Source organism: Endozoicomonas sp. ALD040, from assembly GCF_049275945.1.
Taxonomy (GTDB): domain Bacteria; phylum Pseudomonadota; class Gammaproteobacteria; order Pseudomonadales; family Endozoicomonadaceae; genus Endozoicomonas_A.
The window spans coordinates 3400859-3427500 of record NZ_CP184829.1; the positions used below are offsets into that span (position 1 = coordinate 3400859).

32 protein-coding genes and 1 other RNA gene are annotated in these 26642 nt (G+C 48.8%); 20 read left to right on the top strand and 13 right to left on the bottom strand.

Annotated features, from left to right (window positions below):
* The first annotated feature begins 422 nt into the window (after window positions 1–422).
* The 3 genes from ACOJUN_RS12580 to ACOJUN_RS12590 all read left to right on the top strand — a co-directional run bounded on the left by ACOJUN_RS12580 (window position 423) and on the right by ACOJUN_RS12590 (window position 2722).
* A complete protein-coding gene (locus tag ACOJUN_RS12580; protein WP_422136944.1) occupies window positions 423–1781 on the top strand; it encodes a sodium-dependent transporter in 1359 nt (452 codons plus the stop codon).
* Window positions 1782–1950: 169 nt separating this feature from the next.
* Window positions 1951–2382: a type II toxin-antitoxin system RatA family toxin gene (locus ACOJUN_RS12585; RefSeq protein ID WP_422136945.1), complete on the top strand. Its 432-nt coding sequence runs from the start codon at window positions 1951–1953 to the stop codon at window positions 2380–2382.
* Window positions 2375–2722 carry an RnfH family protein gene (locus ACOJUN_RS12590; protein ID WP_422136946.1) on the top strand — a complete coding sequence of 116 codons (348 nt, stop codon included), beginning with the start codon at window positions 2375–2377 and terminating at the stop codon, window positions 2720–2722. Before ACOJUN_RS12585 ends, ACOJUN_RS12590 begins: the two co-directional genes overlap by 8 nt.
* 33 nt (window positions 2723–2755) lie before the next feature.
* On the opposite strand, the gene ACOJUN_RS12595 is transcribed toward ACOJUN_RS12590, so the two are convergent.
* Window positions 2756–3133: an outer membrane protein assembly factor BamE gene (locus tag ACOJUN_RS12595; protein ID WP_317143396.1), complete on the bottom strand. Its 378-nt coding sequence runs from the start codon at window positions 3131–3133 to the stop codon at window positions 2756–2758.
* 102 nt (window positions 3134–3235) lie between these two features.
* Here ACOJUN_RS12595 and fur point away from each other — a divergent pair, with 102 nt between their 5' ends.
* The 3 genes from fur (at window position 3236) to ACOJUN_RS12610 (ending at window position 5242) form a co-directional block, all read left to right on the top strand.
* Window positions 3236–3643, top strand: coding sequence for a ferric iron uptake transcriptional regulator (fur, locus tag ACOJUN_RS12600; RefSeq protein WP_422137071.1), 408 nt, complete (start codon window positions 3236–3238; stop codon window positions 3641–3643).
* Window positions 3644–3790: 147 nt separating this feature from the next.
* Window positions 3791–4192: a hypothetical protein gene (locus ACOJUN_RS12605; RefSeq protein ID WP_422136947.1), complete on the top strand. Its 402-nt coding sequence runs from the start codon at window positions 3791–3793 to the stop codon at window positions 4190–4192.
* Window positions 4193–4465: 273 nt separating this feature from the next.
* Window positions 4466–5242 (top strand): hypothetical protein, encoded by a 777-nt coding sequence (locus ACOJUN_RS12610; RefSeq protein ID WP_422136948.1) that lies wholly within the window; start codon window positions 4466–4468, stop codon window positions 5240–5242.
* A gap of 309 nt (window positions 5243–5551) precedes the next feature.
* Here the strand turns inward: ACOJUN_RS12610 and ACOJUN_RS12615 are convergent, their stop codons facing one another.
* From ACOJUN_RS12615 to ACOJUN_RS12635, 5 genes are all read right to left on the bottom strand, one after another.
* Complete coding sequence (locus ACOJUN_RS12615) at window positions 5552–5878, bottom strand: HI0074 family nucleotidyltransferase substrate-binding subunit (RefSeq protein WP_422136949.1); 327 nt, start codon at window positions 5876–5878, stop codon at window positions 5552–5554.
* An 18-nt stretch (window positions 5879–5896) separates the two neighbouring features.
* Complete coding sequence (locus ACOJUN_RS12620) at window positions 5897–6394, bottom strand: DUF29 domain-containing protein (RefSeq protein WP_317143385.1); 498 nt, start codon at window positions 6392–6394, stop codon at window positions 5897–5899.
* Window positions 6395–6488: 94 nt separating this feature from the next.
* Window positions 6489–6667: non-coding RNA, 6S RNA (gene ssrS / locus ACOJUN_RS12625), on the bottom strand.
* Between the two features lie 125 nt (window positions 6668–6792).
* A complete protein-coding gene (locus tag ACOJUN_RS12630) occupies window positions 6793–7092 on the bottom strand; it encodes a cell division protein ZapA (protein ID WP_422136950.1) in 300 nt (99 codons plus the stop codon).
* Window positions 7092–7418, bottom strand: a complete 327-nt coding sequence (locus ACOJUN_RS12635; RefSeq protein WP_422136951.1) for a TIGR02449 family protein — start codon at window positions 7416–7418, stop codon at window positions 7092–7094. Before ACOJUN_RS12635 ends, ACOJUN_RS12630 begins: the two co-directional genes overlap by 1 nt.
* A 108-nt stretch (window positions 7419–7526) precedes the next feature.
* On the opposite strand from ACOJUN_RS12635, the gene ACOJUN_RS12640 reads away from it, so the two are divergent.
* The 6 genes from ACOJUN_RS12640 (at window position 7527) to ACOJUN_RS12665 (ending at window position 13261) form a co-directional block, all read left to right on the top strand.
* The gene (locus ACOJUN_RS12640) at window positions 7527–8105 is read left to right on the top strand and encodes a UPF0149 family protein (protein WP_422136952.1); all 579 of its coding nucleotides are present in this window, start codon (window positions 7527–7529) and stop codon (window positions 8103–8105) included.
* A 65-nt stretch (window positions 8106–8170) separates the two neighbouring features.
* Window positions 8171–9406 carry a 2-octaprenyl-6-methoxyphenyl hydroxylase gene (ubiH, locus tag ACOJUN_RS12645; protein ID WP_422136953.1) on the top strand — a complete coding sequence of 412 codons (1236 nt, stop codon included), beginning with the start codon at window positions 8171–8173 and terminating at the stop codon, window positions 9404–9406.
* Between the two features lie 83 nt (window positions 9407–9489).
* Window positions 9490–10674, top strand: a complete 1185-nt coding sequence (locus ACOJUN_RS12650) for an FAD-dependent monooxygenase (RefSeq protein ID WP_422136954.1) — start codon at window positions 9490–9492, stop codon at window positions 10672–10674.
* A gap of 102 nt (window positions 10675–10776) precedes the next feature.
* The gene (locus ACOJUN_RS12655) at window positions 10777–11910 is read left to right on the top strand and encodes a hypothetical protein (RefSeq protein WP_422136955.1); all 1134 of its coding nucleotides are present in this window, start codon (window positions 10777–10779) and stop codon (window positions 11908–11910) included.
* A 153-nt stretch (window positions 11911–12063) separates the two neighbouring features.
* A complete protein-coding gene (locus ACOJUN_RS12660; RefSeq protein WP_422136956.1) occupies window positions 12064–12876 on the top strand; it encodes a hypothetical protein in 813 nt (270 codons plus the stop codon).
* 163 nt (window positions 12877–13039) lie between these two features.
* Window positions 13040–13261 carry a DUF2835 family protein gene (locus ACOJUN_RS12665; RefSeq protein WP_317143377.1) on the top strand — a complete coding sequence of 74 codons (222 nt, stop codon included), beginning with the start codon at window positions 13040–13042 and terminating at the stop codon, window positions 13259–13261.
* 33 nt (window positions 13262–13294) lie between these two features.
* Here the strand turns inward: ACOJUN_RS12665 and ACOJUN_RS12670 are convergent, their stop codons facing one another.
* Entirely contained in the window at window positions 13295–14191 is an 897-nt protein-coding gene (locus ACOJUN_RS12670) for a LysR family transcriptional regulator (protein ID WP_422136957.1), read from the bottom strand.
* A gap of 120 nt (window positions 14192–14311) precedes the next feature.
* Here ACOJUN_RS12670 and ACOJUN_RS12675 point away from each other — a divergent pair, with 120 nt between their 5' ends.
* Window positions 14312–14914, top strand: a complete 603-nt coding sequence (locus ACOJUN_RS12675) for an FMN-dependent NADH-azoreductase (RefSeq protein ID WP_422136958.1) — start codon at window positions 14312–14314, stop codon at window positions 14912–14914.
* A gap of 1 nt (window position 14915) precedes the next feature.
* Window positions 14916–15767, top strand: coding sequence for a pirin family protein (locus tag ACOJUN_RS12680; protein ID WP_422136959.1), 852 nt, complete (start codon window positions 14916–14918; stop codon window positions 15765–15767).
* 54 nt (window positions 15768–15821) lie between these two features.
* Here the strand turns inward: ACOJUN_RS12680 and ACOJUN_RS12685 are convergent, their stop codons facing one another.
* The 3 genes from ACOJUN_RS12685 to ACOJUN_RS12695 all read right to left on the bottom strand — a co-directional run bounded on the left by ACOJUN_RS12685 (window position 15822) and on the right by ACOJUN_RS12695 (window position 18431).
* A complete protein-coding gene (locus ACOJUN_RS12685; RefSeq protein ID WP_317143373.1) occupies window positions 15822–16073 on the bottom strand; it encodes a YfhL family 4Fe-4S dicluster ferredoxin in 252 nt (83 codons plus the stop codon).
* Between the two features lie 61 nt (window positions 16074–16134).
* A complete protein-coding gene (gene coaD, locus ACOJUN_RS12690) occupies window positions 16135–16626 on the bottom strand; it encodes a pantetheine-phosphate adenylyltransferase (RefSeq protein ID WP_422136960.1) in 492 nt (163 codons plus the stop codon).
* A gap of 323 nt (window positions 16627–16949) precedes the next feature.
* Window positions 16950–18431 carry a coniferyl aldehyde dehydrogenase gene (locus ACOJUN_RS12695; protein WP_422136961.1) on the bottom strand — a complete coding sequence of 494 codons (1482 nt, stop codon included), beginning with the start codon at window positions 18429–18431 and terminating at the stop codon, window positions 16950–16952.
* 137 nt (window positions 18432–18568) lie between these two features.
* Between ACOJUN_RS12695 and ACOJUN_RS12700 the strand changes: the two genes are divergently transcribed.
* Window positions 18569–19228, top strand: a complete 660-nt coding sequence (locus tag ACOJUN_RS12700) for a TetR/AcrR family transcriptional regulator (protein ID WP_422136962.1) — start codon at window positions 18569–18571, stop codon at window positions 19226–19228.
* Window positions 19229–19291: 63 nt separating this feature from the next.
* On the opposite strand, the gene ACOJUN_RS12705 is transcribed toward ACOJUN_RS12700, so the two are convergent.
* From ACOJUN_RS12705 to rsmD, 3 genes are all read right to left on the bottom strand, one after another.
* Window positions 19292–20386 carry a malate dehydrogenase gene (locus ACOJUN_RS12705; protein WP_422136963.1) on the bottom strand — a complete coding sequence of 365 codons (1095 nt, stop codon included), beginning with the start codon at window positions 20384–20386 and terminating at the stop codon, window positions 19292–19294.
* Between the two features lie 268 nt (window positions 20387–20654).
* The gene (locus ACOJUN_RS12710; RefSeq protein ID WP_422136964.1) at window positions 20655–20837 is read right to left on the bottom strand and encodes a DUF1289 domain-containing protein; all 183 of its coding nucleotides are present in this window, start codon (window positions 20835–20837) and stop codon (window positions 20655–20657) included.
* A 15-nt stretch (window positions 20838–20852) separates the two neighbouring features.
* Entirely contained in the window at window positions 20853–21449 is a 597-nt protein-coding gene (gene rsmD, locus ACOJUN_RS12715) for a 16S rRNA (guanine(966)-N(2))-methyltransferase RsmD (RefSeq protein ID WP_422136965.1), read from the bottom strand.
* Between the two features lie 254 nt (window positions 21450–21703).
* On the opposite strand from rsmD, the gene ftsY reads away from it, so the two are divergent.
* The 5 genes from ftsY to ACOJUN_RS12740 all read left to right on the top strand — a co-directional run bounded on the left by ftsY (window position 21704) and on the right by ACOJUN_RS12740 (window position 26600).
* Window positions 21704–22999: a signal recognition particle-docking protein FtsY gene (gene ftsY / locus ACOJUN_RS12720; protein ID WP_422136966.1), complete on the top strand. Its 1296-nt coding sequence runs from the start codon at window positions 21704–21706 to the stop codon at window positions 22997–22999.
* Between the two features lie 32 nt (window positions 23000–23031).
* Window positions 23032–23700 carry a cell division ATP-binding protein FtsE gene (ftsE, locus tag ACOJUN_RS12725; protein ID WP_422136967.1) on the top strand — a complete coding sequence of 223 codons (669 nt, stop codon included), beginning with the start codon at window positions 23032–23034 and terminating at the stop codon, window positions 23698–23700.
* Window positions 23701–23702: 2 nt separating this feature from the next.
* Window positions 23703–24743 (top strand): permease-like cell division protein FtsX, encoded by a 1041-nt coding sequence (gene ftsX, locus ACOJUN_RS12730; RefSeq protein WP_422136968.1) that lies wholly within the window; start codon window positions 23703–23705, stop codon window positions 24741–24743.
* Between the two features lie 198 nt (window positions 24744–24941).
* Window positions 24942–25808, top strand: a complete 867-nt coding sequence (gene rpoH, locus ACOJUN_RS12735; RefSeq protein WP_422136969.1) for an RNA polymerase sigma factor RpoH — start codon at window positions 24942–24944, stop codon at window positions 25806–25808.
* 591 nt (window positions 25809–26399) lie between these two features.
* Window positions 26400–26600, top strand: coding sequence for a hypothetical protein (locus ACOJUN_RS12740; RefSeq protein WP_422136970.1), 201 nt, complete (start codon window positions 26400–26402; stop codon window positions 26598–26600).
* Window positions 26601–26642: the final 42 nt, after the last annotated feature.

A 26642-nucleotide genomic window follows, 5' to 3' on the forward strand; every position in this document is an offset into this window, starting at 1 on the left:
AAGTTCCTGACGATTTTTCGTATTTGTCCGGAATTTACATTGTTTAGGTTAAATATTCTGGGCTGTAAATTATTTTGGAGGATATTTCTTTTTTTGTGGTGATTGTAGGAAAAAGTGGTTGAGGTGAGAAATTAAACCGATACAATGCTCAGCGTCGCCCTCATGCTCCAGTGAAAGCTTTATGGTAGCTGCTTTATCCGGTGTTGAGTGGGCTGTTATTTGTGCCCCTGGCTGTAAGTAATGACTCTACTCTCTTCTTCAAGCTGGTTGTCGTTTGAGCTCCTTTTCCTGACTGTCTGATTCCAGACTGAATAGCCCGGGCGGCTTGCAATTAAATGCAGTGTTGTTTGAATTATCCTTGCAGCACTCTGCATGAAGGTTTCACTCGATAAGAATTTTGCTGTATATCATTGAGGAGTCTCATGTCAGGACAAAACCCGACAACCTCGCGCAAAACCTGGAACAACCGTTGGACATTTATGCTGGCTGCGGCCGGCTCTGCCATTGGTCTGGGGAATATCTGGAAATTCCCATACATTGCCGGTCAGTACGGCGGTGGTGCCTTTGTTCTGGTTTATCTGCTTTGTATCGCTCTGGTAGGTATTCCTTTGCTGATGGCTGAAACGGCCATTGGTCGTTCAACCCGCCTGAGCCCCCTGAATGCCATGCGTAAACTGACCAGCGACGCAGGTGTCTTTCGTGGCTGGGAAGTGATTGGCTGGATGGGGATGGTCACCGGCTTCATCATTCTGACCTTCTACAGCGTAGTAGCCGGCTGGGCGCTGTCATACGCCTGGGATCTGTTGACAGGTGTCTTCAATGGTATGTCAGCTGATCAGATTGGCGGTGAGTTTGAAGCTCTGACGGCCTCGGCGCCAAGACAGATTCTGTGGCACACCCTGTTTATGGTTATCACTGTTCTGATAACCGCTCGTGGTGTTCATAAAGGTCTGGAAAAAGGTCTTCAGGTTATGATGCCAACGCTGTTCGTCCTGTTGTTTGCCATGTTGGGCTACAGTATTCTGGCCACCGGTGAATTTATGCGTGGTTTCCACTTCATGTTCGATGTGGATTTCAGCAAGATTACCGGCGAAGCGGTTGCGGCGGCAATGGGTCAGGCCTTCTTTACCCTGAGTCTGGGTATGTGTGCCCTGATGGCGTACGGTGCCTACATGCCTGCTAATAACTCTATTCCGCGTACAGCTCTGAATGTTGCATTCCTGGATACCCTCATGGCCATCATATCTGGTCTGATCGTATTCCCGATTGTTTACGCTCATGGTCTTGAGCCTTCTGCCGGCCCCGGCCTGCTGTTTGTTTCCCTGACCTCTGCCTTCGCTAATATCACTGGCGGATCGATTCTGGGCTTCATATTCTTCACGCTGGTAGGTATCGCTGCCCTGAGTTCAGCCATCTCCCTGATTGAGCCTTCTCTGTCCTGGGTGACTGAGCGCTTCGCTATCAATCGTGTACTGGCGACCTGGTTGATTGGCGGTGCTATCTGGCTGGTTGGTCTGGGCTCTGTGTTCTCCTTTAACATCTGGGCCGACGTCAAGTTCTTCGACAAGACTATCTTTGACCTAGCGGGTTACATGACCGACGTTTTCCTGTTGCCTCTCGGTGGTGCTTTGACAGCGATCTTTGCTGGCTGGATTATTAAGCGTTCTGTTATGTCTAACGAACTGGCTATGAGCGTTGGTCTGTTCAATGTATGGCGCATTGCCGTTCGTATCATTGTGCCCGTAGCGGTAGCTCTGATTCTGTACACAGCGCTGAAATGATTTGAAGCCTTTTTAAATCATAATCGACGCAGAGCGTAGCTATGGGGCTACGCTCCTCCCACACCTTCCGATGCTCAGTTACACTGTCCTTCCTGCAGAGTCCTGAAAGCAAAAACTTTGACAATATGGTATGCTCGCGGGCCCTTGTTTTGTAAATTTGCAGTGTGTCATGCCAAGAGTTTCCCGTTCAGCCCTGATCATGCAGCCAGTAGAAAAAATGTATCCGCTGGTGGCTGATGTTGAAGGTTATCCTGAGTTTCTACCCTGGTGTTCAGGGGCCAGAATACTGAAGCAGGAAGGGGAAGTGCTGGAAGCCGCTCTTGAACTGTCAAAAGGGAGTCTGGGTTATGAGTTTTCCACAAGGAACCGAATGGTGGAAAATCGATCTATTGAAATGTCATTGCTGAAGGGGCCTTTTTCAAAGCTGAATGGGCTCTGGACATTCAAACCGTTGGGCAATGAAGGCTGCAAGGTATCTCTGGAGCTGGATTTCGAAATATCCAACCCGGTGCTCAGAGCTACAGTCGGTGCAGTGTTCAATAAGGCAATGAATAAAATGGTTGACGCCTTCTGTCAAAGAGCGGAGCAGCTTTATGGCTGAAAACAATAACCGGTCGGAGCCGGGGGAAGATTCCAGAGTAAGCGTTGAAGTGGCTTACGCCAAGCCGGATGATTACCGAATCCTGACTGTAGATGTTAAAGAAGGTACTTCAGTACTTGATGCTGCCAGACAATCCGGGATGAAGTCGATTTTTTCTGAGATTGATTGGGACTCTGTTAAACTGGGTATCTTTGGCAAAGCGGTTATCAGACCTGCCGATCAGGCAGTGAAAGAAGGTGACCGGATAGAAATTTATCGACCATTGATAGCTGATCCGAAAGAAGTGCGCAAGAAGCGTGCGGAGACAGCGAAGCTCAAGAAAGAGGCAGCTGCATCCTGAGGGTGAGCTGCTCTTCCAGTCAACAAAGCTGTCTTAAGGTGTTTTACCAGCACCGGGACGAAAGTCTCCTTCAATAGAGGTAAGTTTGTCGTCCTTGAAGAAGATAGTCAGGGTTTGCTGGGTGCGCTGTTCGCCGCCAGGCTGAAGACTGGAAATATAATCCCAGCGGTCCCGGTTGAAGGCGTCTTCCATAAGAGGGGTGCCCATAACATACTGGACCTGGTTACGGGTCATTCCCGGACGAAGTTGATCGACCATTTCCTGGGTAATGACATTACCCTGCTGGATGTCGACCTTGTAAACACCGGGGAAGCTGATGAGTTTGGAGCCACTGTCTGTTGAACTGGCACACCCAGCCAGAAGAGCAGCGGCACTGAGAACAACGGTGGTCAGGGCTGGACGTTTTTGCATCGGTTTCAGACTTCCACTATCTTCTTCGAAAATGAATGTTCGGTTTAAAAGTGTGATAATAGCAGGGATTACCTGCTAAATGCTAAAGGTTAGGGAAACGTGTTGGAAAATCAAGAGTTGCGCAAAGCGGGTCTGAAGGTCACGCTGCCTCGTGTCAAAATCCTTCAGATTCTTGAAAGCTCTCAGGGCCTTCATATGAGTGCGGAGGATGTCTACAAGGCACTCCTCGGAGCAGAAGAAGATGTCGGTCTGGCTACCGTCTACCGGGTGCTGACCCAGTTTGAAGGGGCCGGTCTGGTGATCAGGCACAACTTTGACAGCGGGCACTCGGTGTTCGAGCTGGCCAGAGGTGAGCATCACGATCATATGGTCTGTATGGAAAGCGGTGAGATCATCGAGTTTATCGATGAAGATATTGAGCGTCGTCAAAAAGAGATTGCTGATAAGCACGGCTACGAGATTGTTGACCACAACCTGGTGCTGTACGTAAAGCCAAAACAAAAGTCCTGATTTATTCTGGAACACGTTTTCTTGGAAAGCCGGTCACAGTGGATCGGCTTTTTTTGTGAGTTGCGTTTCTTTCATTCAGCTGAATACCCTACAAGATTGATGTGTCAGCCGTCATGGCAGCAGTATCTTTTGAACAAAGGATTGCTAATGGCGAAATACTTCATTGACCACAATCTTCCCCCGCGTTTAGCCCATGCTATTCGGGAACTTTGTTCCTATGACAAGTCTTCAGAGATATATGCCTTGACGGATAAGTTTTCTGCTAAAGCTAAAGATGTCGACTGGATTACCTCATTGGGAGGGTGTCGCAAAACTCTGGTTCCCGCCTTCACCCCCGTCATTCCCAACTTCATTCTCGTCATTCCCAACTTCATTCTCGTCATTCCCGATTTCATTCTCGTCATTCCCGCGAAGGTGGGAATCCACACTGACTCACCACCAGAACCATACTGCCCGGTGCTCCCCTGGCCTTGTCATCCCCGAGAAGGCAGAGATCCACCGTTGGCGCTGGATTCCCGCCTTCGCGGGAATGACGACTTCAGAGCGTGAGAACGAGCTGTTGAAATTTTGCGACACCCTCAGAGCGAGGGAACGAGTTGAAAAAGACCAGAGTTGAATGAGCGGAAAAATAAATGACACCAATTTCCTTATGACCCCGGCTGTTTCCAACAATTGTCAGTGTTGCTAACTGAGTTGTCATTATAGTCAGGGTGAATTTTCTATATCTTTTAAAAAATATTAACTGCCACGGAGGTAATTCGTATGAATATACAGGGATGTCCACTAGCAAATACCTTTCACATCAAGTCATGGAAAAATAGCATGGCTGATGAAACACTAATTAACGAAGCTGGTGAGTTTAGAGGTGAAAAAGTAACCTTTTACTCTGAGGAAGCAGAAAGAGCTTACACTGTTTATGTCCACGAAAGTAACGTTAAAGGCAGATTTGTTAATGTCAATGTCACAGCCGAAACAGGTAGGAAAAATATTTTTAGCCGTATGGTTGGTGCAGTTGCTGACGCATTTAAACGGTTGGTTACACCGGGTATGAGATTTAATGAAACTCGTGCGCACCAAATTAAGAGTAAACTTGAAAATGGTATTCTGAAACAGGCTATAGATGCTGCTACTAAACCTTACGGCAATGTAAAGACTATCAAAGATGGATTCAGAGCCGCAACTCAGCTTAATAATAAATTGGGTGTTGATGATCTTGAAAATAGAACTCGTCTCAATCTGGCGAAAACCCTTTATAAAAATCACTACGACGCCTCTATGCTTCTTCAACTTCAAGATGAACTTGTTATCAGAATGAATAAGTTAGAACGAGAAGCTGCGAGCGTCTCAGCATCGGCCAGTTTTTGTCAGGGTCAAATGGTACTTAATAGTGTTGATGGTGCTTTAAATATGACTCATTTAGCTTTGACTGGAGACAATAGTGCAAGACAGCGCGTAGATGATGCCAGAGGCAGGATCCATTCTAACTTGTGGATGCAAAATCACTACAACCGTAAGCTGGTTAAAACGAACGAAACTATCAGGTCAGTTGGTGCACTGTTATCAGAAGTTAACTATGCTATTTCTCATAGAATATTTTAAATTATCGAATGAGCGTAAAACCCCGTACTTTGAGGACGGGGATGACCGTCTAGCCGAAGGAATCCCCGTCGTTCAGAGGGTGTCGCAAAACTCTGGTTCCCATGCTCCAGCGTGGGAACCCATACCCATCTCGCGCTGCAGAGTCCGCTTTTCAGGGGATGTATGCATTCCCACGCAGAGCGTGGGAACGAGTTGTTAGAGTTTTGCGACACCCTCTTCACGGCGGGGAGGATGTCAAAAATGGGACTGAAGCATTGGGCAGACAGTGTCTGCACAATTGTCTCCGCAGTGCGGAGACAATTCATTCGATCAGGAGCGAAAGTGGTTAGTCGGAAAAACATGCAAGGCCTTCATCGCCTGATAATGACCGGGTAAACGACGATATATTTCTAGTGCCAGGTCTTCTTTGTAGGTGTGGGAAGTCAGGTTGCGGTCCTTCAACATACTCAGCCACGCTTTTTCGTCATCGAACCAGTGGGCGGCGTACGCCAGCTGCATACATTCTCTGGGGGTATTGGCAGTGATGCCTTCTTGTGCAAGGCATGCTTTCAGAGTTTTCCAACTCAGTTCAATGGAAAAGTCGAATCGCTGAATTGAGGCATTAATCACCAGGGGTTGCGACTCTTCATACTGCAATTTATTGTTGGCTGGCTTTCAGGGGCTGTGTTTAGAAACCGGCCAAGATTTATCCATCACCTGCTCAAAACTCCAAGGGCAGACTTCAGGAAAACTGCTTTGATTGAGCCTTTGGTGATCATGGCGAGCGTATTCATTCATTTCATCAATGGCATCTTGCTTACCGATGGAATAAGCCTTAGCCAAAACACGATCTATCTGGGGTTTTAGATTAGAATGCTTTTCAATCAATTGTCGAATTTTCGCCCTTGGGTTTCTAATGCTGGGCATCCAGGTATGTTTCACGCATTCGTCCACCCATGGATCTTGTAATACTTTTTCCTGATAATCCCATTTTAATAAGTGAGTAATCAGGATCATCAGGTGTGACTCTAATGTATCCAGGTTTTGATTAATACCCAACTCTAACTCCTCAATCAGGTTTTCAATATCCAATTGATCCAATTGACCTTGAATGAGGAGTTCCCGCTGTTGTCTTAACCACTGGTGATAGTCAGTGTTGTATAAACTTTCCATCGTTCTGCCTCGATTTGGGGACACCGTACTGTTTGAGGTTTGAGGATAGCAATTGGTGAGGGGAGGGCAAGTTGTCAAACACAACATGATAGTAAGTCTCCCCAAGCTGCCGCTGTCACATAAGCCCGTCGCCGTTAAAGCAACGGTGGGGATTGCTGTGATGAATCGGGCTTTCCACTGCAAGGTGGACATGCGCTCCAGCATCATCGAGGAATCCCCGGTATGGTATTATCAGCCCGGGTCTTTAATGACTGGCAAACAGGCCAGGGAGACTTGACCGGAATTATATCGGTTATGCCGTGTAAGTCTGTAGGTTTTTTTTGCTATTGATCTTTTGACTGATAGCTCAATTGGTTTTTTGCCAACATTGAACCATCAGGCCAGAGCGGTCAGGGGTTTTAGCTTTCGATCAACATGAGCGCCTGATCCAGCTTACCAAGCATCTGTTTGATCTGTTCCTGAGCATCGGAATTGTCGGTCAGGCTTTGCTGCCTGCTCTGTAGCAGTTCGTAACTGATGTTAAGTGCCGCCATGACTGCAATACGCTCTGCACCTATCACGCCACCCGCACGGATCTGCTTCATTTGTTCATTTAAGTGTCGGGCTGCCTGATGAAGATTGGTTTCTTCCTGTTTGGGACAACTGACCAGGTATTCTTTGTCCAGGATATTGACGGTGGTAGTGGATGAACTGTCCATCAGGATTCATGCTCCAGAGTGCGCAAGCGGTTGATCATGGCCTCGACCTTGCTGCGTGCGACATCATTCTTCTCCATCAGCTGCGCGCGTTCTGCCTGCCAGGTTTGTTCCTTGGCGCGCAGTAGCCGGTTCTCTTTTTTCAGTTTCAGGCTGATGGCTACCAGGTCATCGATTTTCTGGTTCAGAGTTGTGAGTTCGTGGTCGTTCATAGGTTCCGGGACCGAGCTATTGGATCTACTATAGCGGCTGTCAGTAGACAGAACAATGCCTTTGCGATTTGCCCAACCGATAAATCTGGTACACTCACAGACCATCGGGTTTTTCATAAAGCCACTGGGATCCGGTTTCCTGCCGGTTTTTCAATCCACGCGGTTATTGATCGGTTGTTATGTGATCAACGGGCTCATTCCAGTAAGGCTTTCAGGGTAATTGTAATGACAAATAATGATGCGGCTCGTGACCTTGTCGCCTTTGATGAGCTGGCTGATCGTCTGGTTGAGTTGGGCGGTGAAAGTCATCCTTCTGAACTGCATGGCATTCTCTGTGGTACCTTTGCTGCAGGCAGTCAGCCCGGCGTGGAAGCCTGGTTCCGCCAGGTGTCCGGTTTACTGGATGATCAGGAGCTGGACAGCCGCTTTCAGGAACTCCTGATGCGCATGTATCAGGGAACCTTGCAAAAGCTTGATCAATCAGACTTTTCCATTGCTCTGCTTCTGCCAGATGACGATGAAGCCCTGGAGCAAAGAACCGAAGCACTGGGCTTTTGGTGTCAGGGGTTTCTGTTCGGTTTCGGCGAAGTGATTGGCGGTCAGTCTCTGAGTCAGGAAGTGGAAGGGGTTCTGGGAGATTTCTCGGAAATTGCCCAGATCCGGCCTGAAGCGGATGGCAGTGATGAGTCTGAACGTTTGTTCATAGACGTCAGTGAGTATGTTCGGATGAGTCTTTTAACCATTTTTTCTGAGGTGGCGTCTCAGGAAAAATCGGCAAAGCGTAATACAAAAACCATTCACTGATAACCAAAAAGGCTACCGTTGTCCTCTTAAGTGATGAGTGTTTTCATGGTTGAAAGGAGAGAGAGATGACCGGGAAGTACGATGTCCTGATCATTGGTGGTGGGCTGGTGGGTGCCAGTCTGCTGTGTGCTCTGGCGTCTGCGATCGATGAACATGGGCTGAAGGTAGCGCTGGTTGAAACGCATTCTATTGACGAAGCGCGGGATACTTCCCCTGACGCTCTGCCCAAGTCTCCACCGGGCTATGATGCCAGGGCCTCGGCACTCTCTTATGGCACTCGGCTGATCTATGGTGAACTTGGCATCTGGCCCGATCTTGATCCGTTTGCCATGCCTATTCTGGATATTCAGGTCTCTGACAGAGGGCATTTTGGTGCCACCCACCTTAATCATCAGAAAGAAAATGTACCTGCACTGGGGTATGTGGTTGAAAACCATCGGCTGGGTGAAGTGCTGCTCAAAAAGCTGAAAGCTTATCGCGATCAGGGGCAGGTAGACGTCCTGAGTCCGGCACAGGTTCAATCTTTACAGCCACTGCCTGACTCAGAAACGAAAGTGGTTATCAATCAAGGGGGTGAATCTTTTGAGAAAATGGCGTCGCTTGTGGTCCTTGCCGATGGTGGTCGTTCCCGTTTGATGGCAAAACTGGGTATTTCACGCAAGCAGTATGACTACCAGCAGCATGCACTGATTGCTAACGTTTCCCTGAATAAGCCTCACAATGGCATAGCCTATGAACGCTTTGCCGGAAGGGGACCCATGGCTCTGCTTCCTCTCTCTGGAGATCGTTCAGCACTGGTCTGGACAGTGCCGTCTGACGAAATTGACGACAAAATGTCTATGGATGACGAGACTTTCCTGATCACTTTACAAGAAAAGTTTGGTTATCGTGCTGGTGAGTTTATCAAAGTTGGTGTGCGTGAAAGCTATCCTCTGGCTCTCAGTGTTGCCCGTGAGCAAGTCAGACCTGGTCTGGTTGTTCTGGGCAATGCGGCTCACGCTATGCATCCTGTCGCAGGCCAGGGTTATAACCTGGCCATCAGGGATACAATGGCTCTGGCCGGGAATATCGCTGAATCACTCAGACAGGGTATGGCCCCGGGCAATCTGTCCCGCTTGCTTCAGTACGTCGATGAGCAGAGAATCGATCAGAGGATGACTCTGGACTTCTGTGACGGTCTGGTGAAATTGTTTTCCCGACAGGAGCTGCCGGTGATTCTGGCCAGGAACCTGGGGTTAAGCTGTCTGGATATGAGCCGGGGATTAAAAGGTCGGTTTGCCAGAAAGGCCATGGGCTTTTAATTGCCAGAGCCTTTAGCAGAAATACAGCCTTTAGCGGAAATACAGCCTTGAGCTGAAAAAACAGTATCAGCAGGAGATCTCGGTTGAAATCATTTGATCTGGTGATTGCCGGTGGTGGCATGGTTGGGGTATCTCTGGCCCTGTCGCTGTCAAAAACAGACCTGAAAATAGCCCTGGTCGATCAACAGTCGCTTTCGGCTCAGGTATTCTCTCCTGACAGTCCCTATGCACCGAGAGTCAGTGCCCTGACCGAAGCTTCTTCCCGGTTATTCCAGCGACTGGGAGCCTGGGAAGCTATGACCTCACAGCGTGCAATGCCCTATCAGCATATGTATGTCTGGGACAGTGAAGGAACGGGTGAGATTGCCTTTGATGCCAGGTCAGCAGGTTTTAAGACGCTTGGAAATATTGTTGAAAACGATGTGGTTCGCAATGCGCTGCTGGAGCAGTTGGCTAAGACGGGGGTTGAATGCTTCCCCAACCAGTCAACCATTGCCTATCAGCTGGGAGAGCCCCATCAGGTTCAACTGGACAATGAAAAGATAGAAGCTCGTCTGCTGGTGGCTACCGATGGGGCCGAGTCGCGCCTGAGGAAACTTTCGGGCATTCCTTCCAGTCAGAAAGACTGTCTCCATCATGCGGTGGTCACCACCGTAGAAACAGAGAAATATCATCAGGACACCGCCTGGCAGGTCTTTCTGGCCTCCGGGCCTCTGGCGTTTCTGCCCATGCCCAGCCGGGGAGAAAAACACTTCTGCTCCATCGTTTGGTCGCTGGTTCCCGATGGCGCCGACGAAGTCCTGTCCCTGGATGATGAGGCTTTTTGTCAGGCTGTAGAATGCGCTTTTGAATCCAGGCTCGGGAAGGTGCTTTCAGTCGATCCCCGTTTTCGCTTTCCTCTCAGGCAGCGACACGCCCGCCAATATCACCGGAATAGAATTGTGCTGGCAGGTGACGCAGCCCATACCATTCATCCTTTGGCGGGTCAGGGTGTGAACCTTGGGCTGCAGGATGTGGAGGTTCTCTCTGAAGAAATCATTCGTGCTATTGAGCGTGGCGATGACTTTTCTGGCAGTCATATCCTGAATCGGTATGAGCGCAGAAGAATGGGCAGTAATTTGTTGATGATGAAGTCCATGGAGGGTTTACAGAACCTCTTTGCCGCTGACGATATCGGTCTTCGCTGGCTGAGGAACACCGGACTGAAGTGGACGAATAGTCTGCCTTTTGCCAAAGATATGTTGATCAAACATGCACTGGGAGTCTGAAAGCTCGAAATTGTTTGTCTATCCAGACGCATTTTCTGAACAATTGTTACTTTTCTTTCTATGCTCTGTTGTCTGATTCTTTAATTAATCAGGAATAAAAGAATGAAAGAGTGTCTTCTGGTCTGGGGTATATTGTGTTTTTTAATGACGGCTCATGCTCAGTCAGAGCCTGACGACAATGACAATCACCGCGACTCTCATGACTTCATTGTCACACTGGTGCGACATGGAGATCGAAGTCCAAGGTACCCTTTAAATCCCGAACTCTGGCCCATGGGACCCGGTGAGATGACAGACATTGGCTTCAAGCAGTGTTATGAAGCGGGTAAGCATTTCAGGCAGACACAACTTCCGACTGATTTTCCTTCCCGCTGGAATCCGGATCTCAGTTATCATCAGGCCCGTGGCCTGGACAGAACCATCCAGTGCGCCACCACCATGCTTCAGGCTATTTACCCCGACAGTCTCAAAACAGGCTCAGGCAATGAGTTTGCGGCTGTTCCACCGGTTTATGCTTACCCTCTGCGAGACGATTATTTTCTCGGATTTACTCAAGCCTGCACTGGCTACAAAGCCCTGATTGGCGGTCTGCAAAAGAGTCCTCTGTGGCAAAAGAAGGCAGAAGAAATGGGGCTCGACAGGATCAGGCTCTGGGCCAAAGAGTCAGGGCACAGGCCAACACTCCATGCCATGATGAGCCTTGCCGACGCATTGCATATCAGAAAACTGCATAATCTTCCTCTGCCAGAGTTTCTGACCCCCCGGGATGAGCAGCAGCTGGAGGGTCTGATTGACTGGTTTATGCCTCAAATGGGCAAAGACAGCCGTATAGTCCAGCTGGCCAGCCAGTATCTTGTGAAGGCGATTGACCAGCGTTATCAGCATTATCAGAGCTGTCTTGAAAGTGGCAAAACCACCTGTGAATACTTCTATCTGTTGTCTGTCAGTGACAGCAACATACTGACCCTGATGACGGCTCTGGGGAGCCCCGCAGAGTCTAATGTTCCCTATACCAGTATGTTAACCCTGCGCTTCTCGGCCTCAAACAGAACTGTTCAGGTTTCACTAAATGACGAGCCTCTGGCTCTGTCCTGTGGGAAAACCTGTTCTCTTGAGCAATGGGGTCAGTTGGTAGCTTCTGTGCAAAGCTCTGACTGGCCGACATTGTGCCAGCTAAAAGAGCCTGAGGCTCATTCAACACCGGATATATCCACAGGGACTAAAAAAGAAAAATAACAATTTTTCTGAACTATATTTAACCAGCTCCGTCTAATGATATTAATAAGGCAGAATTTTGCCAGGTCCCTGTCGGATTCAAATCATGGCAATCTTGATGGTCAATGGTTTTTATGTTGGAAATTACAATTACCCCTCGGGAAGGAGAGTCGAATGCGTAGGTTAATGTTTGCAGGTATCGTACCTGTTGTTTTATTACTGTCACTGCTTCAGGGCTGTTCGGAGAAGCGGGATTGTCCGAAGGTGGCTCCTTCAACCGGTGAGCCTGCCCGTCCGGTTGCCGAAGAAGAAGCCTATGATTGCACCACTGTTGATACCACTGATGCGCTCAAGCAGACATGGTGTGAGGCACGTGGAGCTTTTGATCAGAGCCCAATGGCTGGTAATGTTGCCAACTTTGGCAATTATCTGAAAGGTTACCGTCAGGGTATCAACGATGCCCGTCGAGCGGAAACCAGTCAGGTCTCTCGAGAGGCTCTGGAAGGAAAGACTGAAAAGCCTGATGAAGCGGGTTACCGCGAAGGCTATCAGCGAGTGGTTGCAGAGCTGGGTGTTCTGGAATACAACTGCCGTGATGAAGATAAAGCCAGTGAATACAAAGATCGCTGGTGTGAGGCCGACGATGCCTATCGTTCTGCCAGTATCGGCAGCAGTGAAAACCCGTTTCTGAGAGAGCGCTTCATTGACGGTTATATGGCTGGTGGTCGTGTCGCTCTGACCGTTCCCACTTCCATGGAAGCCTTCTTCAGTGGCGAAAACCCTGAAGGCAAACAGTCTGCTATCTACAAGCAGGAAGGTGATGATGTTAAGCCTACCGAGCAGGCTTTTTATCGTGGCTTTGATGAAGGCTACAAAGCGATGATTGCCAGCATCAGGGATTCTATCAACCAAGTCATGCAGCAGATGCAGGTGCCCAACAACATGGAAATGCCTGAAGGTTTGATGGCGCCTCCGCCTAATCAGTAAACTCTGACTGTTAGAGTTGAGGTAATAAGCCTGGTTATTTTTAATGACCGGGCTTGTTCGTGTGTGTGCTGATTTTGCTAAAATGATACAAATCTCGTTACTGGCCACAGGCCCCCTGCGGCCGATATCATAATTTGCTTGAACACGCGGAATGGAGTCCAGAATGAATAAGGCTACCTTCTCTGTCAGTTTGAATTCAGAACAGGTCCTGCAGTATTACCAAGGCAAGAAAAACCGTGTCCAGGTCAGTACCCGGGAGGGCTTTAGCATGAGCATTCCCTACGATGTCCTTCTCAAGTTTGTCACTCGTGAAGGGGTTCATGGTACTTTCGAAATCTCCTATGGGTCCGATGGCAAACTGGGAGAGCTTCGAAAGATTAGCTGAACCTCCTTTCTGGTTTTGTTTTGATCGGTCCCATCAATGTGCTGACTTTTCTGTGTCAGCACAGACTTCCTTCAAAATATTGGCCAAAGACTTTACGGCAGGGCCAGCATAATCCTGATCGGTATAAATCAGGTATATCTGGTGACGCCGAGAGCCATGAGGCTGAAGGTTTAATGGTTTCAGCACCCCAGAGTCCAGTTCCTGTTCTATGTGAGCGATTGGTAGCCAGGCAAACCCAAGCCCTTCGGAAATCATTCTTACCGATGTGCTGATATGGCTGACGGTCCAGCGTTCTGTCGCTTCCAGCCATCCGGCATCCACTTTCTTGACGCCAGAGTCTCTGATGACAATCTGGCGGTGTTGCTTGAGATCATTGAGGCTCAGGGGTCTGTCTAACTGGTGCAACGGGTGGTCCTTGTGAGCGACAGCCTTGAAAGTCACTTTCATCAAAGGTTCTCCCATAAACCCCTGTGGTACCAGGCCACTGATCACCAGATCTCCCTGACCAGTAGCCATCATGTCTGTAGTACCTGAAAGTACCGTTTCCACGAGCTCAATATGGGTCTGCTGGCACTCGGAGGCCAGTCTTTTCAGACAGGTTGAGAGCAGCTGGGGCGGAAAGATGACATCAACACCCAGAATGATGCGACCTTCCCAACCCTGTGACAGGCTGTCAGCAACCTTCTCTATTGCATCAGACTCTTTCAGCAGGGATTGGGAGCGCCTGATCAGCACTTTTCCGGCTTCCGTTAATTCTGCTTTCCTGCCTTTGATGACCAGAACTTCAACATCCAGCTGCTGTTGCAATTTATTTACGGCATAGCTGACGGTGGACTGGCTTTTATGGAGGGCTTCTGCGGCTTGTGCAAAACCGCCATGTTCAACGACCGCATGGAGCATTCGCCATTGTTCAAGGGTGACTTTAGCCATGGTTTACGAACTTATAATCTAATAATTCGATATTTATAAGGGATATTTTGCGCTTTTTATTCGTAAAAATCGATATTAAATTAAGCTTAACCAAGGCAATTTAATGAACCGGAGATTAATATGAGTACTATCCTGCAAATCGATTCCAGTCTGTTTGGCTCAGAAGGACAGTCAGGGCAGTTGGCCAGACAGTTTGTGGAAAAATACACCCAGACCCGGACTGTGGATAAAGTGATCTATCGCGATCTGGGTTCAGAACCAATTCCTCACCTGACAGCAGAAAGCTTTCAGGGTTTCAGCCTGCCAGAAGCAGAGCGTAATGAACATCAGAAGAGCATAGCCAGCCTGTCAGATCGTTTGATCAATGAGTTGAATGAAGCCGATGTGCTGGTAATGGGGCTGCCTCTCTACAACTTCACAATGCCATCAACCCTGAAGACATACTTTGACCATATTGCCCGTGCAGGCATCACTTTCCGCTACACCGAGCAGGGACCACAGGGGCTTTTGAAAGGTAAAAAAGCCTATATCCTGGCGGCCAGAGGGGGTGAGTATCAGGGAACACCCATGGATACACAAACGGCACTGATTAAGCACTTCCTTGGCTTTATCGGGATTACTGATGTTGAGTTCATCTATGCAGAAGGACTTGCCAAAGGTGGTGACGCAAGAGAAGTAGCGCTGGGTAAAGCTGCAGAAAGAATTGATCAACTGGTGGCATAAAGTGACGCAAGCAAGAAGTCTGCTGGAACTAGTGTCGGCCCGTCCGGCTTCAGACGGAGCCGGGGTGAAACTCAAGCGAGTGATGGGCTCTGGACAGCATAAGCTTATGGATCCTTTTTTGATGCTGGACGAAATCAGAACTGACGGTTCTGGCGATCTGGGTGCCGGATTTCCGGCTCATCCTCATCGAGGCATCGAGACGGTGTCGTATATGAAATTGGGGGGCTTCAGACATGAAGATCATCTGGGTAATCAGAGGTCTATTGAGTCAGGCGGTGTGCAGTGGATGAAGTCTGGCAAGGGGATTGTTCATTCAGAGATGCCCATTCTTGAAAATAATGAGCTGCATGGTTTCCAGATCTGGCTGAATATGCCCGCTGCCCGGAAAATGAGTGATCCGGAGTATCTTGATATCAGTGAGAATAATTTCCCTGTTCTGTCCTGTGAAGGCTGGTCAGCAAGGTTGCTGGTGGGTGAAGTAGAGCTGGATGGTCGGCAATTATCAGCTCCACTGAAGAGAGAGGTGACCGATGCGCTGTTGTTGGACGTATCGCTGAAACAAGACAGTACTATCAAGCTACCTCTAAGTCACAAAAAACTGATGGTCTATGTCTATGAAGGCGAGGTAAAACTGCAGACGGACACCGATCAACTCATCAGCCAATCAGAATTGGCGGTTTTCGCAGAAGGTGACGAGCTGGTAGTGAGTGCAGAACGTCAGGCTGACTTTCTGATACTGGCCGGTAAACCCTTGAATGAGCCTGTTGTGCAATATGGACCTTTTGTCATGAACAGCCGTGAAGAGGTGATGCAGGCTGTTCGGGAGTATCAGAGTGGGGAGTTTTTGAGTTAGGAGTCTGTTTGCAGGCAGACTCCAGTGGAACATGAGCAATGAAAAAGACCGCGATCAGGCGGCCGCCGTAATAATCAAATACTTTTCCATAAGCTCATCCTGTGACTCGACATTATTCGGGTCTTTGGGGATGCAGTCGACCGGGCAAACCTGCTGGCATTGCGGCTCATCGTAGTGACCAACACATTCGGTGCAGAGGTCAGGGTCTATCTCGTAAATCTCTTCCCCGGGAGAGATCGCACTGTTCGGGCACTCAGGCTCGCAGACATCGCAGTTAATGCAGTCATCAGTAATGATCAGGGACATGATGTAATCTCCAGTTCCGCACGAGTGTTTCAGCTCAAGCCGCCAGGTTCGTGGCGCTCTATCAGCTTTTGACGTGTGGACCAAATTTGTCTTTCAGGGCTTCCTGAACGCAGGGGGAGACAAACTTGTCGATATCTCCACCCAGTGAGGCTATCTCCCGTACCAGCGTAGAAGAAATATAAGAATACTGCTCAGCAGGTGTCAGAAACAGGCTTTCAACACTGGGTGCCAGAATCCGGTTCATGTTGGCCATCTGAAATTCATATTCGAAGTCGGATACGGCTCTCAGACCACGCAGAATCACAGTGGCCTTCTGTTCTTCCAGAAAGTGAGCCAGCAGAGAGCTGAAACCTGTTACCGAAACATTATTAAGGTGAGCTGTCACTTCTTCTGCCAGCTCAACACGTTTGGCCAGATCAAACAGAGGCTTCTTTTTAGGGCTTTCTGCTACCGCTATGACCACGTTATCAAAAATTCTTGCCGCCCGTTCTACCAGGTCCAGATGGCCTTTGGTGATAGGGTCAAAAGTGCCAGGGTAGATTACTTTGCTCATTGAAAATGCATTTCCTGCTGATGTCCCGGGAAGCCTTTGAGTCAGGTTGACCCCGACCTGCCAGGATCAATATTCCGAAAACTCCATGACTTCACAGATGCCTGTAGTGAAAGACTGTGCGTCCTGATCTGCCCGTTTCTACTGAAAATGGTTAAAGCAGAGTTCTTCAATCTAAAGATAACGAAGGCCGAATGGTATCGAAATCAATCGAAGGTGACAAACAACCTGACTAAAAACAGGGTAACTGGATGATAGATAGTTGCTTTCAGAACTTCTTTGAATAAAGATTCCGGACTATCGAATGACAGTCCGGATCCGAATGATCAGGAGCCTGACAGGAATTTGATCATCTTCTTCTTCAGCCAGGTATTATAGGGGGGGAATACAAATCGGACACTGTTGAAACGTCCTTTGCTAAAGACCGATTTTGCCTTGGACAACGCCTGAAAGCCCTCTTTTCCGTGATAATGGCCCATACCGGAAGCACCCACTCCACCAAAAGGTATATCATCGATAGCAACATGGAAAAGGGTTTCATTCAGGCAGACACCTCCTGAGTGGGTGTGAGTCAGAACTTTGTCCTGAGTCTGTTTGTTTTCACCAAAATAATAAAGCGCCAGTGGACGGGGACGGTTATTGACGAACTGAATGGCGTCATCAATGTTGTCGACCTCAATGATGGGCAGCAGTGGACCAAAAATTTCTTCCTGCATGACGCTCATATCTTCCGTAGCATTCAGAATCAGGTGTGGAGGTAAACGACGGGAACCATCGGTTATTTCCTCATTATTTCCCACCCGGATTTCAGCTCCTTTATTTTTGGCATCCTCAATATGGCTGAGCAACCTCTGGTGTTGCCTCTCGTTGATAATGGCAGTGTAATGCTGACTGTCATTCACTGACGGATGCATACTGCTAAATGCCTTCAGGTAGGCTTCTACAAACTCTTCCCTGCGTTGCTTCTTGACCAGAATGTAATCAGGGGCAACGCAGGTTTGTCCGGCGTTCATTGATTTGCCGTAGCAGACACGCTCGGCCACTTCCTGTATCGGGAAGTCGTCGTCGATGATTACCGGGGATTTTCCGCCGAGCTCGAGGGTTACAGGGGTGAGGTTTTTGGCAGCAGCGGTCATTACGTGCCTGCCGACCTGTGTGGAGCCGGTAAAGAGAATATGGTCGAATGGCAGAGCGGTGAATGCGGCTGCCACTTCAGCTTCACCATTGACGACAGTGACCAGGTCAGCAGGAAAGATATCCGCAATCATCTCGGCAAACAGTCTGGAGGTGGCCGGAGTAAACTCGGACATCTTGATCATTGCCCGGTTTCCGGCAGCCAGAGCTGTTGCCAGAGGCCCTATGGCCAGAAAGAGAGGGTAGTTCCAGGGAACAACAATACCGACAACGCCCAGAGGCTGATACACCACTTTTGCCGAAGCCGGCTGCATAGTGATTGATACATGTCGTTTACTGGGCTTCATCCATTTAGCCAGATTCTTGCTGCAGTAATCGATGGTAGAGAGGGATGGCATAAACTCGGCCAACAGAGTCTCGGTTTCGGCACGGCCCTCAAAATCTCTGTTAATGGCATCTACCAGAGCCTTTTGGTGTTTTTTCAAACCTTTTTTCAGTGTTTTAAGCCATTCCCTGCGTTGCTGGAGAGAGGGGTTTGGCTGAGTTCGAAAAGCTTGTTGCTGGGCCTCCAGAGATGATTTCATCCTTGCGATCTGACTGGAAGATGGATCACTGGCGGTGATTTGCTCCGATGAGCCAGTCTCTGTAGGCTGGTCAATTTCACTAAGGCTCATGATACAGGTCTCCTTCAGCCGATCTGGTTTACATGTTTTTTACTAAGAATCTGGCTGGTTAGTGGGTTTTTGATTGTTTAGAGTAATTACTCTAAACTGAAATTTAGCGATTTGCTGACAGGATTTCAAGGGTATTTATGGCAGTTAAAACTCGTGATCGTATTTTGGACAAAGCTCTCGAGCTTTTTAACGACCGGGGCGAAAGGGCGGTAACGACCAACCATATTGCCGCAGACCTGAGGATTTCTCCCGGAAATCTCTATTACCATTTCAGGAATAAAGATGAGATTATCCTCGCACTTTTTCAACGTCTGATAGACAACATTGCCGCCAGTATGGTTATTCCGGAAGACCGTCCGCTGAACTTTCAGGATAAGCGAAGCTATTTGGAATTGGCCCTGGCCGGTATGTGGGAGTTCCGTTTTATCTACCGTGATGTTCATGGGGTTATGAGCAGGAGCAGCGAGCTCCGTTCTGCCTATCAACAGTTTGCAAGGCTCTCTCTGGAGGTACTGGAAAAAATTATTGCAGGGCTTGTGTTGTCAGGCTTTATGGCAGTGCCAAAGCATGAAGTGGAAGCATTGGCGTTGAACCACTTCATGGTGCTCAGCAGTTGGCAGGAGCTGGTCAGTGCGGCGTTTCTTGAAGAAGACGAATTGTTGCCAAAAAAACTATACCGAAGAGCTTTTTATCAGATTTTGCTTATGGACCGGCCTTATGTCAGTGAAGTGGCCAGAGACTCCTTTGCCGAACTGGAAGCAGAGTATTTTGTGCCTATGAGGGGTCTGAATGAATGAGTTGAGAGGCAGCAGAAAAAAAGAAAAAAGGAGCTGATAGACTCAGCTCCTGCAGGAGGCGGATCAGCAGATGCGATCCGCTTTGTAGTAAACGTCAGCCTTGTCGAGACCATTGTCGTAAGCGGTCTGGCCAGTACGCTCAGACTTTCTCAGATTTTCACGGGACTCAACGGTTTCAGCTGGCAGCAGGTGATCGACAGCCGCTTTCTCGCTCAGCAGTTCTTCTTCGGTCTTCTTCATCATGCTTTGACCGTATTCGTTGATCTCCAGGCCCTGAACGATCTGGTAGCTACCGAATTCGCAGATACATGGGAAAGAGTAATAAATGCCTTTGGCTACGCCGTAGCTGCCGTCGGAGATAATTCCCATGCTGACAATTTCGCCATTGCTGCCCAGAGCCCAGTCACGCATGTGGTCCAGGGCGGCCTGCGCGGCAGAGGCAGCGGAAGAGAGACCACGCCATTCAATGATCTCGGCACCACGCTTCTGGATGCGAGGTGTAAAATCTTCTTTGTACCATTTCTCGTCAATCTTGCTGATGGCAGACTCTTCGCCCAGAACAGTAGCGTGATGAACGTCAGGGTACATGGTTGGAGAGTGGTTACCCCAAACGCAAACACCGTCGATGTCAGACGGGTTAACGCCCAGTTTGTTACCCAGGATGCCTTTGGCACGGTTGTGGTCCAGGCGGGTCATAGCGCAGAACTGGGAAGGGTCCAGATTCGGGGCATTGCGGGACAGAATCAGGCAGTTGGTGTTAGCCGGGTTACCTACCACCAGGGCTTTAACGTCGCGATTCGCCACTTCGTTCAGTGCTTTACCCTGCTCGGCGAAGATAACGGCGTTAGCTTCCAGAAGATCGGCACGCTCCATGCCTTTGCTACGTGGACGTGCACCCACCAGCATGGCGTAATGAACACCACGGAATCCATCGAACGGATTATCGTGCAGGCTGATGCCGTGTACCAGTGGGAAAGCGCAGTCTTCAAGTTCCATGGCCACGCCACGCAGCTTGTCCATAGCCTGAGGAATCTCAACCAGCTGCAGAATCACCGGCTGATCCGCGCCCAGCATTTCACCAGCAGCAATTTTAAACAGTAGGGAGTAACTGATGTTACCGGCTGCACCTGTGACTGCGATACGGACGGGTTGTTTCATTTGACCACTCCTTAGAGTTCTCGTCTGAAAAGAGAGTGTTAGAAGAATCTCGGCGGTGTGAAGGTTACCTAGAACGATAGGTTAAGTCCACTACCATGTGACTGATGTTGTTTTCGAATGGTAGGGTTTGTATCGATTGTTCAGCTGCTTTTGGTTTATAGCGAATGGTGGCTGTGATGGTCAGGGTGAGTGGCTCAATTCAGCGACAGAGTCTCTGGCAGAAGCATTGGGATAAAATCTTGATTAAAAGCGACATAAGTCGCTTTTATCAGGGGTGGTGATTTTGAGCTTCGGAGCGTTTTTGAGCATTGAAAACAATCTCTTTCTGTTCATCCTGGTTGGCCCGGCTCCATCGGGCAATTTCTGCCCGGCTTCGAAAACAGCCGGTACAAACCTGATCTTCGTTAAGTGCGCATTGGCGAATGCAGGGAGACTCTACTTTACTCATCATTTTTGTAGCTTAAACTCACTCGACACTTAACAGGTAGTAACTTAGCCGACCTGCGTTTTTGGTTTTCGTAATGGTCCAGTTTGAAGGTACGGGCAGAGGAGATAGTTCTCTTTCTACCTCAATGTAAATAAGGGTGTTGCTGTGAATGTATCCATTTTTATCAAGCAGATGACATGTCTCTTTCAGTAATCCCTGTCTGAATGGAGGGTCCAGAAAGATCAGGTCGAATGTCTTGTCTGCCACTTGCTGTAGCCATATCAGACTGTCGGTGCGAATGACTCTGGCATTTTCTGCCTGAAGGGCTTTCAGATTTTTGCTAAGGAGTGAGGCCGCCTCGGCAGCTGCCTCAAGCAGGGTGGCTTCCCTGGCGCCACGAGAGAGAGACTCAAGGGATAGAGCGCCAGTTCCACTGAAACAATCAAGAACACTGGCACCCGGAACACAGGGCGCCAGCCAGTTAAACAGGGTTTCTCTCACACGATCTGAGGTGGGGCGCAAGCCCGGAAGATCAGCGACAGGCAGCTTGCGGCTGCGCCACTGCCCGCCAATGATTCTTAATTGTCCGCCACCTTTATTATTAAGGCCATGCCTGAAGGCTGCTCTTCGCGCCATTGATCACTCCGGTTGATGGCATTGAGGCAGCGATTGTACATCAGTTGCCGAATGAGATAACCATGGTTTCTGAGGAGATACCCTTACCTTGCTGGAACTATTTTAATTTTAAAAAGCTTCATTCGTTCATGGCTGTAAGATAGGATACACAGTTCCGGAAGGCTGTCAGGCATTTTAATTGCTCTTGATTAGCTTCCTGAGACCCACCTGCTTTAATACGGTGACCCTTTTAATCCATTCTGATGAAGTAGTTTATGTTCGGTTCTCGCAAAAGTGATGAGAAAACGGCGAAGCGACGTTTTTGGCCCTGGGGACGCAAAGAAGAGAAACAGAGCGAGCCTGCCCCGGTTATAGATGAGAGTCCGAAAACTGAGCCGACAGCAGCCCTCCACGAGACAATTGTTCGGGCAGAAGTCGAAAAGGCAATTGTAGAGTCAGCAGAAGAGATCGTTTCTATCGAACCTGTTCAGGCTGAGCCTGTGCATGAGCACCCGCTTGAAGTGGCTGAGGAAGACCCCCGGGAGCAGACATTCCCAACGGCAGAAGCCATAAAAGCTCCGCAAGCTGAAAGTACTGTTACTCCACCTGTGGTTGCAGAAAGGGACGAGCCTCAGGACGAGAAGAAGGGCTTCTTTGCTCGCATGAAGCGCGGTCTTGGCAAGACTCGCAGCGCCTTTGTTGATGGTGTTGCGGAAATCTTTGTTGGTAAAAAAGAAATCGACGAAGATCTGCTGGAAGAGCTGGAAACACAGCTTCTGATATCGGATGTAGGCGTTGAAGCCACGACGGAAATTATCGAGAAACTGACCAAAAAAGTGAAATACCGTGAGCTGGGTGACGCCGACGCGCTGATCTCTGCGATGAAGGTTGAACTTAAGGAAATTCTCAAGCCTGCTGACCAGCCTTTGGTTATTGATGACCAGAAAACGCCCTTTGTTATTCTCGTTGTGGGCGTTAATGGCGTCGGCAAGACGACAACGATCGGTAAAGTAGCACGCAAGCTTCAGTCTGAAGGTCGTAAAGTGATGCTGGCTGCTGGTGATACTTTCCGGGCCGCTGCTGTGGAACAGCTGCAGGTCTGGGGTGAACGAAACGATATCCCCGTGATTGCCCAACATACCGGTGCTGATAGTGCCTCTGTGCTCTATGATGCTTTTGAAGCAGCCAAAGCTCGTGGGGTAGATGTCTTGATTGCCGACACAGCCGGTCGCCTGCACAACAAAGATAACCTGATGGACGAGCTGCGCAAAGTTAAGCGGGTTTTGGGTAAGCTGGATGCTTCAGCTCCCCACGAAGTGCTGCTGGTTCTGGATGCAGGCACAGGGCAGAATGCGCTCAATCAGGCCAAAATATTCCACGAAGCGGTGAACCTGACGGGTATGGCGCTCACCAAGCTTGATGGAACTGCCAAGGGTGGAGTTGTTTTTGCCCTGTCCAAACAGATGCAGCTACCGCTCCGTTTCCTGGGGGTGGGTGAGCAGATAGACGACCTGAGGCCTTTCTCTGCCGATGAGTTTGTAGAAGCTCTGTTCGATCCGGTTGAGCCTTAAACCATGAAAAAAGAGTAGCAGGGAAGTCCTGAATGATACGCTTTGACAATGTCACCAAGCGTTATCCCGGAGGGCATGTGGGGCTGGAACAGACCAGCTTTCATCTGCATCGGGGTGAAATTGCTTTTCTTACTGGCCATTCCGGAGCCGGTAAGAGTACTCTGCTGAAACTCATCATGCTGATGGAGCAACCAACCACCGGTAGCATATGGGTAGGAGGACACGAGACCAGCAAGCTGGGGCGTGGCCAGATTCCTTATTTTCGCAGAAATATAGGCCTGGTTTTTCAGGATCATCAGCTGCTCTTTGATCGATCTGTGTTTGATAACGTTGCCTTACCTCTGATCATTGCCGGGTACACTTACCATGAATGTGCGGGGCGGGTCAGGGCTGCCCTGGATATGGTGGGGCTTCTGAAAAAAGAGAAAATGAATCCGGCTCAGCTTTCCGGCGGTCAGCAGCAGCGTGTGGGTTTGGCTCGTGCGGTTGTTAACCGGCCTCCTCTGATACTGGCCGACGAGCCAACCGGTAATCTCGACCCTAATCTGTCCGCTGAAATCATGCAGCTGTTTGAAAACTTTAACCAGGTAGGCGTTACGGTTCTGGTTGCCAGTCATGATCTGGCATTGGTAGCCCGTATGCGCCACCGCATTTTGACTCTGGATCAAGGGCATCTGGTTAACGATCAGGAGGTGCATTAGGCGTGTTTCCAAGAAAAAGTGTCAGAAACGAAGACGGTAGTCGGAAAAAACAGCCCGAGACTGGGACGCCTAAAGACAATGATGCTGAAAGAGGGGCGGCCAGAAAAAAGGCAACAGGCTTCTCAATGGCTTACCTGAAAAGCCTGCACCGACAGGTGGCAGGTGATTCATTAGTTCGTATCTTCAAGACACCTTTTGCTTCCTTTCTGAACTGTCTGATGATTGCGGTGGCTTTTGCGCTACCTGCGATTCTTGTACTTTTGTCCAACAATCTGCAGTTATTGGGTCATGACTGGGAAGGTCAGCCCAGAATTTCTCTCTATCTTGAAAACAAGCTGGGGCGTGACCAGATCAATCGCCTCAGGGTTGAAGCCAGAGATGATCCGGACATTGAGCAGTTCCTTTATATTAGTCCGGATGAAGGGCTGAATGAATTTCAGGAGAGGGCCCAGATGAAAGGGGTTATTGATGCCCTGGGCTTCAATCCTCTGCCGGGGGTTCTGGAGCTTACACCCCGGGAAGGGTTAAATTCTGAGCATCTCAGTGAACTAATGAAAAAATATCAGGTCAAAGAAGGAGTAATGGAAGCTCGGCTGGATCAGGAATGGATTGAGCGACTTCAGTCTATGACGCAATTGTTGGAGCGTTTTACCGTCATACTATCAGTGCTTCTCGGGATTATTGTACTGCTGACGATAGGTAATACTGTACGTCTCAGCGTTGAGAGTCGCAGGGCTGAAATCAAAGTGATCAAGCTGGTGGGTGGAACCGATGGCTTTGTCACATTGCCATTCCTTTACATGGGAGTGTGGTATGGGCTGGGAGGTGCTTTGTTGGCTCTGCTGATTATACTTGCTGTGCTTGCTGGTTTGATGTCAGGAGTTTTGGAGCTCGCTGCATTGTATGGCAGCAGCTTTACGCCGGTAGGGCCTGGCTTTGCGATGTTTTTTTCATTATTGGTCTCGGGTGTTTTTCTGGGAGTGGCAGGTGCAGCAATGAGCTGCTATCGTCATGTACGGACAATAGAAGTGCAGCCTAGGTAGAGGGTTTGGCAAGAATTGGCGAGTTTAGCCTTTTCCTTGTAGTTTTTTTATCGTAAAAGAGCGTAAAGTTGCTCAGGTCAGTAGGCTCGATTTTTGTTATTATTCAATTGAAAGCCAGTCTGTTGTCTTTGTTACGGTATGGGTATTTGGAGTTTGAACTAAGTCGAGTGCTAATTTGGCACTCAACCGGAGTGGATTATGGGAACCAGTATACAGCCAGTTGATATCTTAGTCCCGGGGCAAAATATTGATGCCTACGTTACGGGAGTCAGTGCTATTGCTGTGTTGTCTGCTGAGCAGGAAAAGAGTCTGGCAGAGCGCCTCTACTACAAGAATGATCTGGAAGCTGCCCGTCAGCTGGTTATGTCTCACCTGCGTTTTGTGGTTCATATAGCCAGGAGCTATAGTGGGTACGGACTTCCTCTGGCTGACCTGATCCAGGAAGGGAATGTAGGCTTGATGAAAGCCGTAAAACGGTTCAACCCGGAAGTGGGTGTTCGTCTGGTCTCTTTTGCAGTGCATTGGGTGAAGGCCGAAATCCATGAGTTTATCCTGAAGAACTGGCGTATTGTAAAGGTGGCGACCACCAAGGCACAGCGCAAGTTGTTTTTTAATCTTCGCAGCTCCAAAAAACACCTTTCCTGGCTCAGTAATGATGAAGTTAAGGCTGTTGCCAATGACCTGGGTGTTGAGGCCAAAGTGGTTCGTGAAATGGAAGGTCGAATGGCTGGTCACGACACAGCCTTCGATGGTTATTCGGACGACAGCGACGAGAACAGCACCTCCGTAGCGCCTGCCCACTATCTGGAAGACCAGAGAGCGGATCCGGCGAGACTTTTGGAAGACTCGGATTGGTCCGACTCTTCAGTGAACCTGCTGAGAAATGCTCTGGCAACACTCGATGAGCGCAGTCGGGATATTCTTCAGAGGCGATGGCTTAATGAGGATAAAGCAACTCTTCATGAGCTGGCAGAACACTATGGCGTATCAGCTGAGCGAATCAGACAGCTGGAAAAAAATGCGATGAAGAAGGTTAAAGGTTCGATGGAGGCTCGGTCTGGCTAGACAGGCACTTGTTATTTCGCAGACACCCGCACTTGATTGCGGGTGTTTTCGTTTTGGGGTGAATAAACATAGAGCAGGGGCTTGTTATCCATAGTTCCTTGATAAAGCCCCTTGAATAATAAGAGGGCGTAACAATTCAGGATGAAGCGATGATTGAACATTCAGGAACGCCTTCTCCCAGTCGGGGGCCCTCTAAAAGTCCTAAAAAAGTAGCTCAGCCAAAGACTGTCCGGCTTTTTTGTTATCATAACGAAACCTGACGACTTAAAGGCAAAAGCCGGAAGTCTGCAGGCCAAAAGGAAAGAGCTGTAATTAAGAAACGAAGCTCTGGCCTCTGATTCAATGCGTTCACTGGCCAAGGCGTGAGAAAAAGTCCTTTCTCGCCGAGCTGATGGCCCTGTTAAATTATGGGTACAGGCACGCATCAAGGGGAACTGATTAGTTCGGTCATATCCAAAAGTGCATCGGGCTGTCTTGTAAGGCCTAACCCTTTATTAATATTTCAGGAAACGTTTTTTCCGGACTTTGACCTGTCTGAGAGTGATAAATACACTGTGGCACAAAGAGAGTTGTGGCCGCTTCAGGAATAGATTGAAATCTCTGAGAAAAAAAGCATTAAGAAAGGTATTTCTGGAAAGACGTATTAAAGAGTTGATCCATGAGAAGGAGTCCAGAGGACGCTCATTGGTTCATATCGAAAGAATGGATGTTAAAGCCAGCTCCAAAATCGTTAAAGCACTAAAAGAGCGTTTTAAACAACCTTTGAAGTTTGATCTGTTTAATGAAGAATGAAGTGGGCTTTCAGTCGCTTTGAAATAACTCGTTGACCTGCCT

Coding starts and splice junctions, on each gene's coding strand:
- ACOJUN_RS12580 (WP_422136944.1), top strand. CDS start 423: ATGTCAGGACAAAACCCGACAACCTCGCGCAAAACCTGGAACAACCGT.
- ACOJUN_RS12585 (WP_422136945.1), top strand. CDS start 1,951: ATGCCAAGAGTTTCCCGTTCAGCCCTGATCATGCAGCCAGTAGAAAAA.
- ACOJUN_RS12590 (WP_422136946.1), top strand. CDS start 2,375: ATGGCTGAAAACAATAACCGGTCGGAGCCGGGGGAAGATTCCAGAGTA.
- ACOJUN_RS12595 (WP_317143396.1), bottom strand. CDS start 3,133: ATGCAAAAACGTCCAGCCCTGACCACCGTTGTTCTCAGTGCCGCTGCT.
- ACOJUN_RS12605 (WP_422136947.1), top strand. CDS start 3,791: ATGGCGAAATACTTCATTGACCACAATCTTCCCCCGCGTTTAGCCCAT.
- ACOJUN_RS12610 (WP_422136948.1), top strand. CDS start 4,466: ATGGCTGATGAAACACTAATTAACGAAGCTGGTGAGTTTAGAGGTGAA.
- ACOJUN_RS12620 (WP_317143385.1), bottom strand. CDS start 6,394: ATGGAAAGTTTATACAACACTGACTATCACCAGTGGTTAAGACAACAG.
- ACOJUN_RS12630 (WP_422136950.1), bottom strand. CDS start 7,092: ATGGACAGTTCATCCACTACCACCGTCAATATCCTGGACAAAGAATAC.
- ACOJUN_RS12635 (WP_422136951.1), bottom strand. CDS start 7,418: ATGAAAAACCCGATGGTCTGTGAGTGTACCAGATTTATCGGTTGGGCA.
- ACOJUN_RS12640 (WP_422136952.1), top strand. CDS start 7,527: ATGACAAATAATGATGCGGCTCGTGACCTTGTCGCCTTTGATGAGCTG.
- ubiH (WP_422136953.1), top strand. CDS start 8,171: ATGACCGGGAAGTACGATGTCCTGATCATTGGTGGTGGGCTGGTGGGT.
- ACOJUN_RS12655 (WP_422136955.1), top strand. CDS start 10,777: ATGAAAGAGTGTCTTCTGGTCTGGGGTATATTGTGTTTTTTAATGACG.
- ACOJUN_RS12660 (WP_422136956.1), top strand. CDS start 12,064: ATGCGTAGGTTAATGTTTGCAGGTATCGTACCTGTTGTTTTATTACTG.
- ACOJUN_RS12665 (WP_317143377.1), top strand. CDS start 13,040: ATGAATAAGGCTACCTTCTCTGTCAGTTTGAATTCAGAACAGGTCCTG.
- ACOJUN_RS12670 (WP_422136957.1), bottom strand. CDS start 14,191: ATGGCTAAAGTCACCCTTGAACAATGGCGAATGCTCCATGCGGTCGTT.
- ACOJUN_RS12675 (WP_422136958.1), top strand. CDS start 14,312: ATGAGTACTATCCTGCAAATCGATTCCAGTCTGTTTGGCTCAGAAGGA.
- ACOJUN_RS12685 (WP_317143373.1), bottom strand. CDS start 16,073: ATGTCCCTGATCATTACTGATGACTGCATTAACTGCGATGTCTGCGAG.
- coaD (WP_422136960.1), bottom strand. CDS start 16,626: ATGAGCAAAGTAATCTACCCTGGCACTTTTGACCCTATCACCAAAGGC.
- ACOJUN_RS12695 (WP_422136961.1), bottom strand. CDS start 18,431: ATGAGCCTTAGTGAAATTGACCAGCCTACAGAGACTGGCTCATCGGAG.
- ACOJUN_RS12700 (WP_422136962.1), top strand. CDS start 18,569: ATGGCAGTTAAAACTCGTGATCGTATTTTGGACAAAGCTCTCGAGCTT.
- ACOJUN_RS12705 (WP_422136963.1), bottom strand. CDS start 20,386: ATGAAACAACCCGTCCGTATCGCAGTCACAGGTGCAGCCGGTAACATC.
- ACOJUN_RS12710 (WP_422136964.1), bottom strand. CDS start 20,837: ATGATGAGTAAAGTAGAGTCTCCCTGCATTCGCCAATGCGCACTTAAC.
- rsmD (WP_422136965.1), bottom strand. CDS start 21,449: ATGGCGCGAAGAGCAGCCTTCAGGCATGGCCTTAATAATAAAGGTGGC.
- ftsY (WP_422136966.1), top strand. CDS start 21,704: ATGTTCGGTTCTCGCAAAAGTGATGAGAAAACGGCGAAGCGACGTTTT.
- ftsE (WP_422136967.1), top strand. CDS start 23,032: ATGATACGCTTTGACAATGTCACCAAGCGTTATCCCGGAGGGCATGTG.
- rpoH (WP_422136969.1), top strand. CDS start 24,942: ATGGGAACCAGTATACAGCCAGTTGATATCTTAGTCCCGGGGCAAAAT.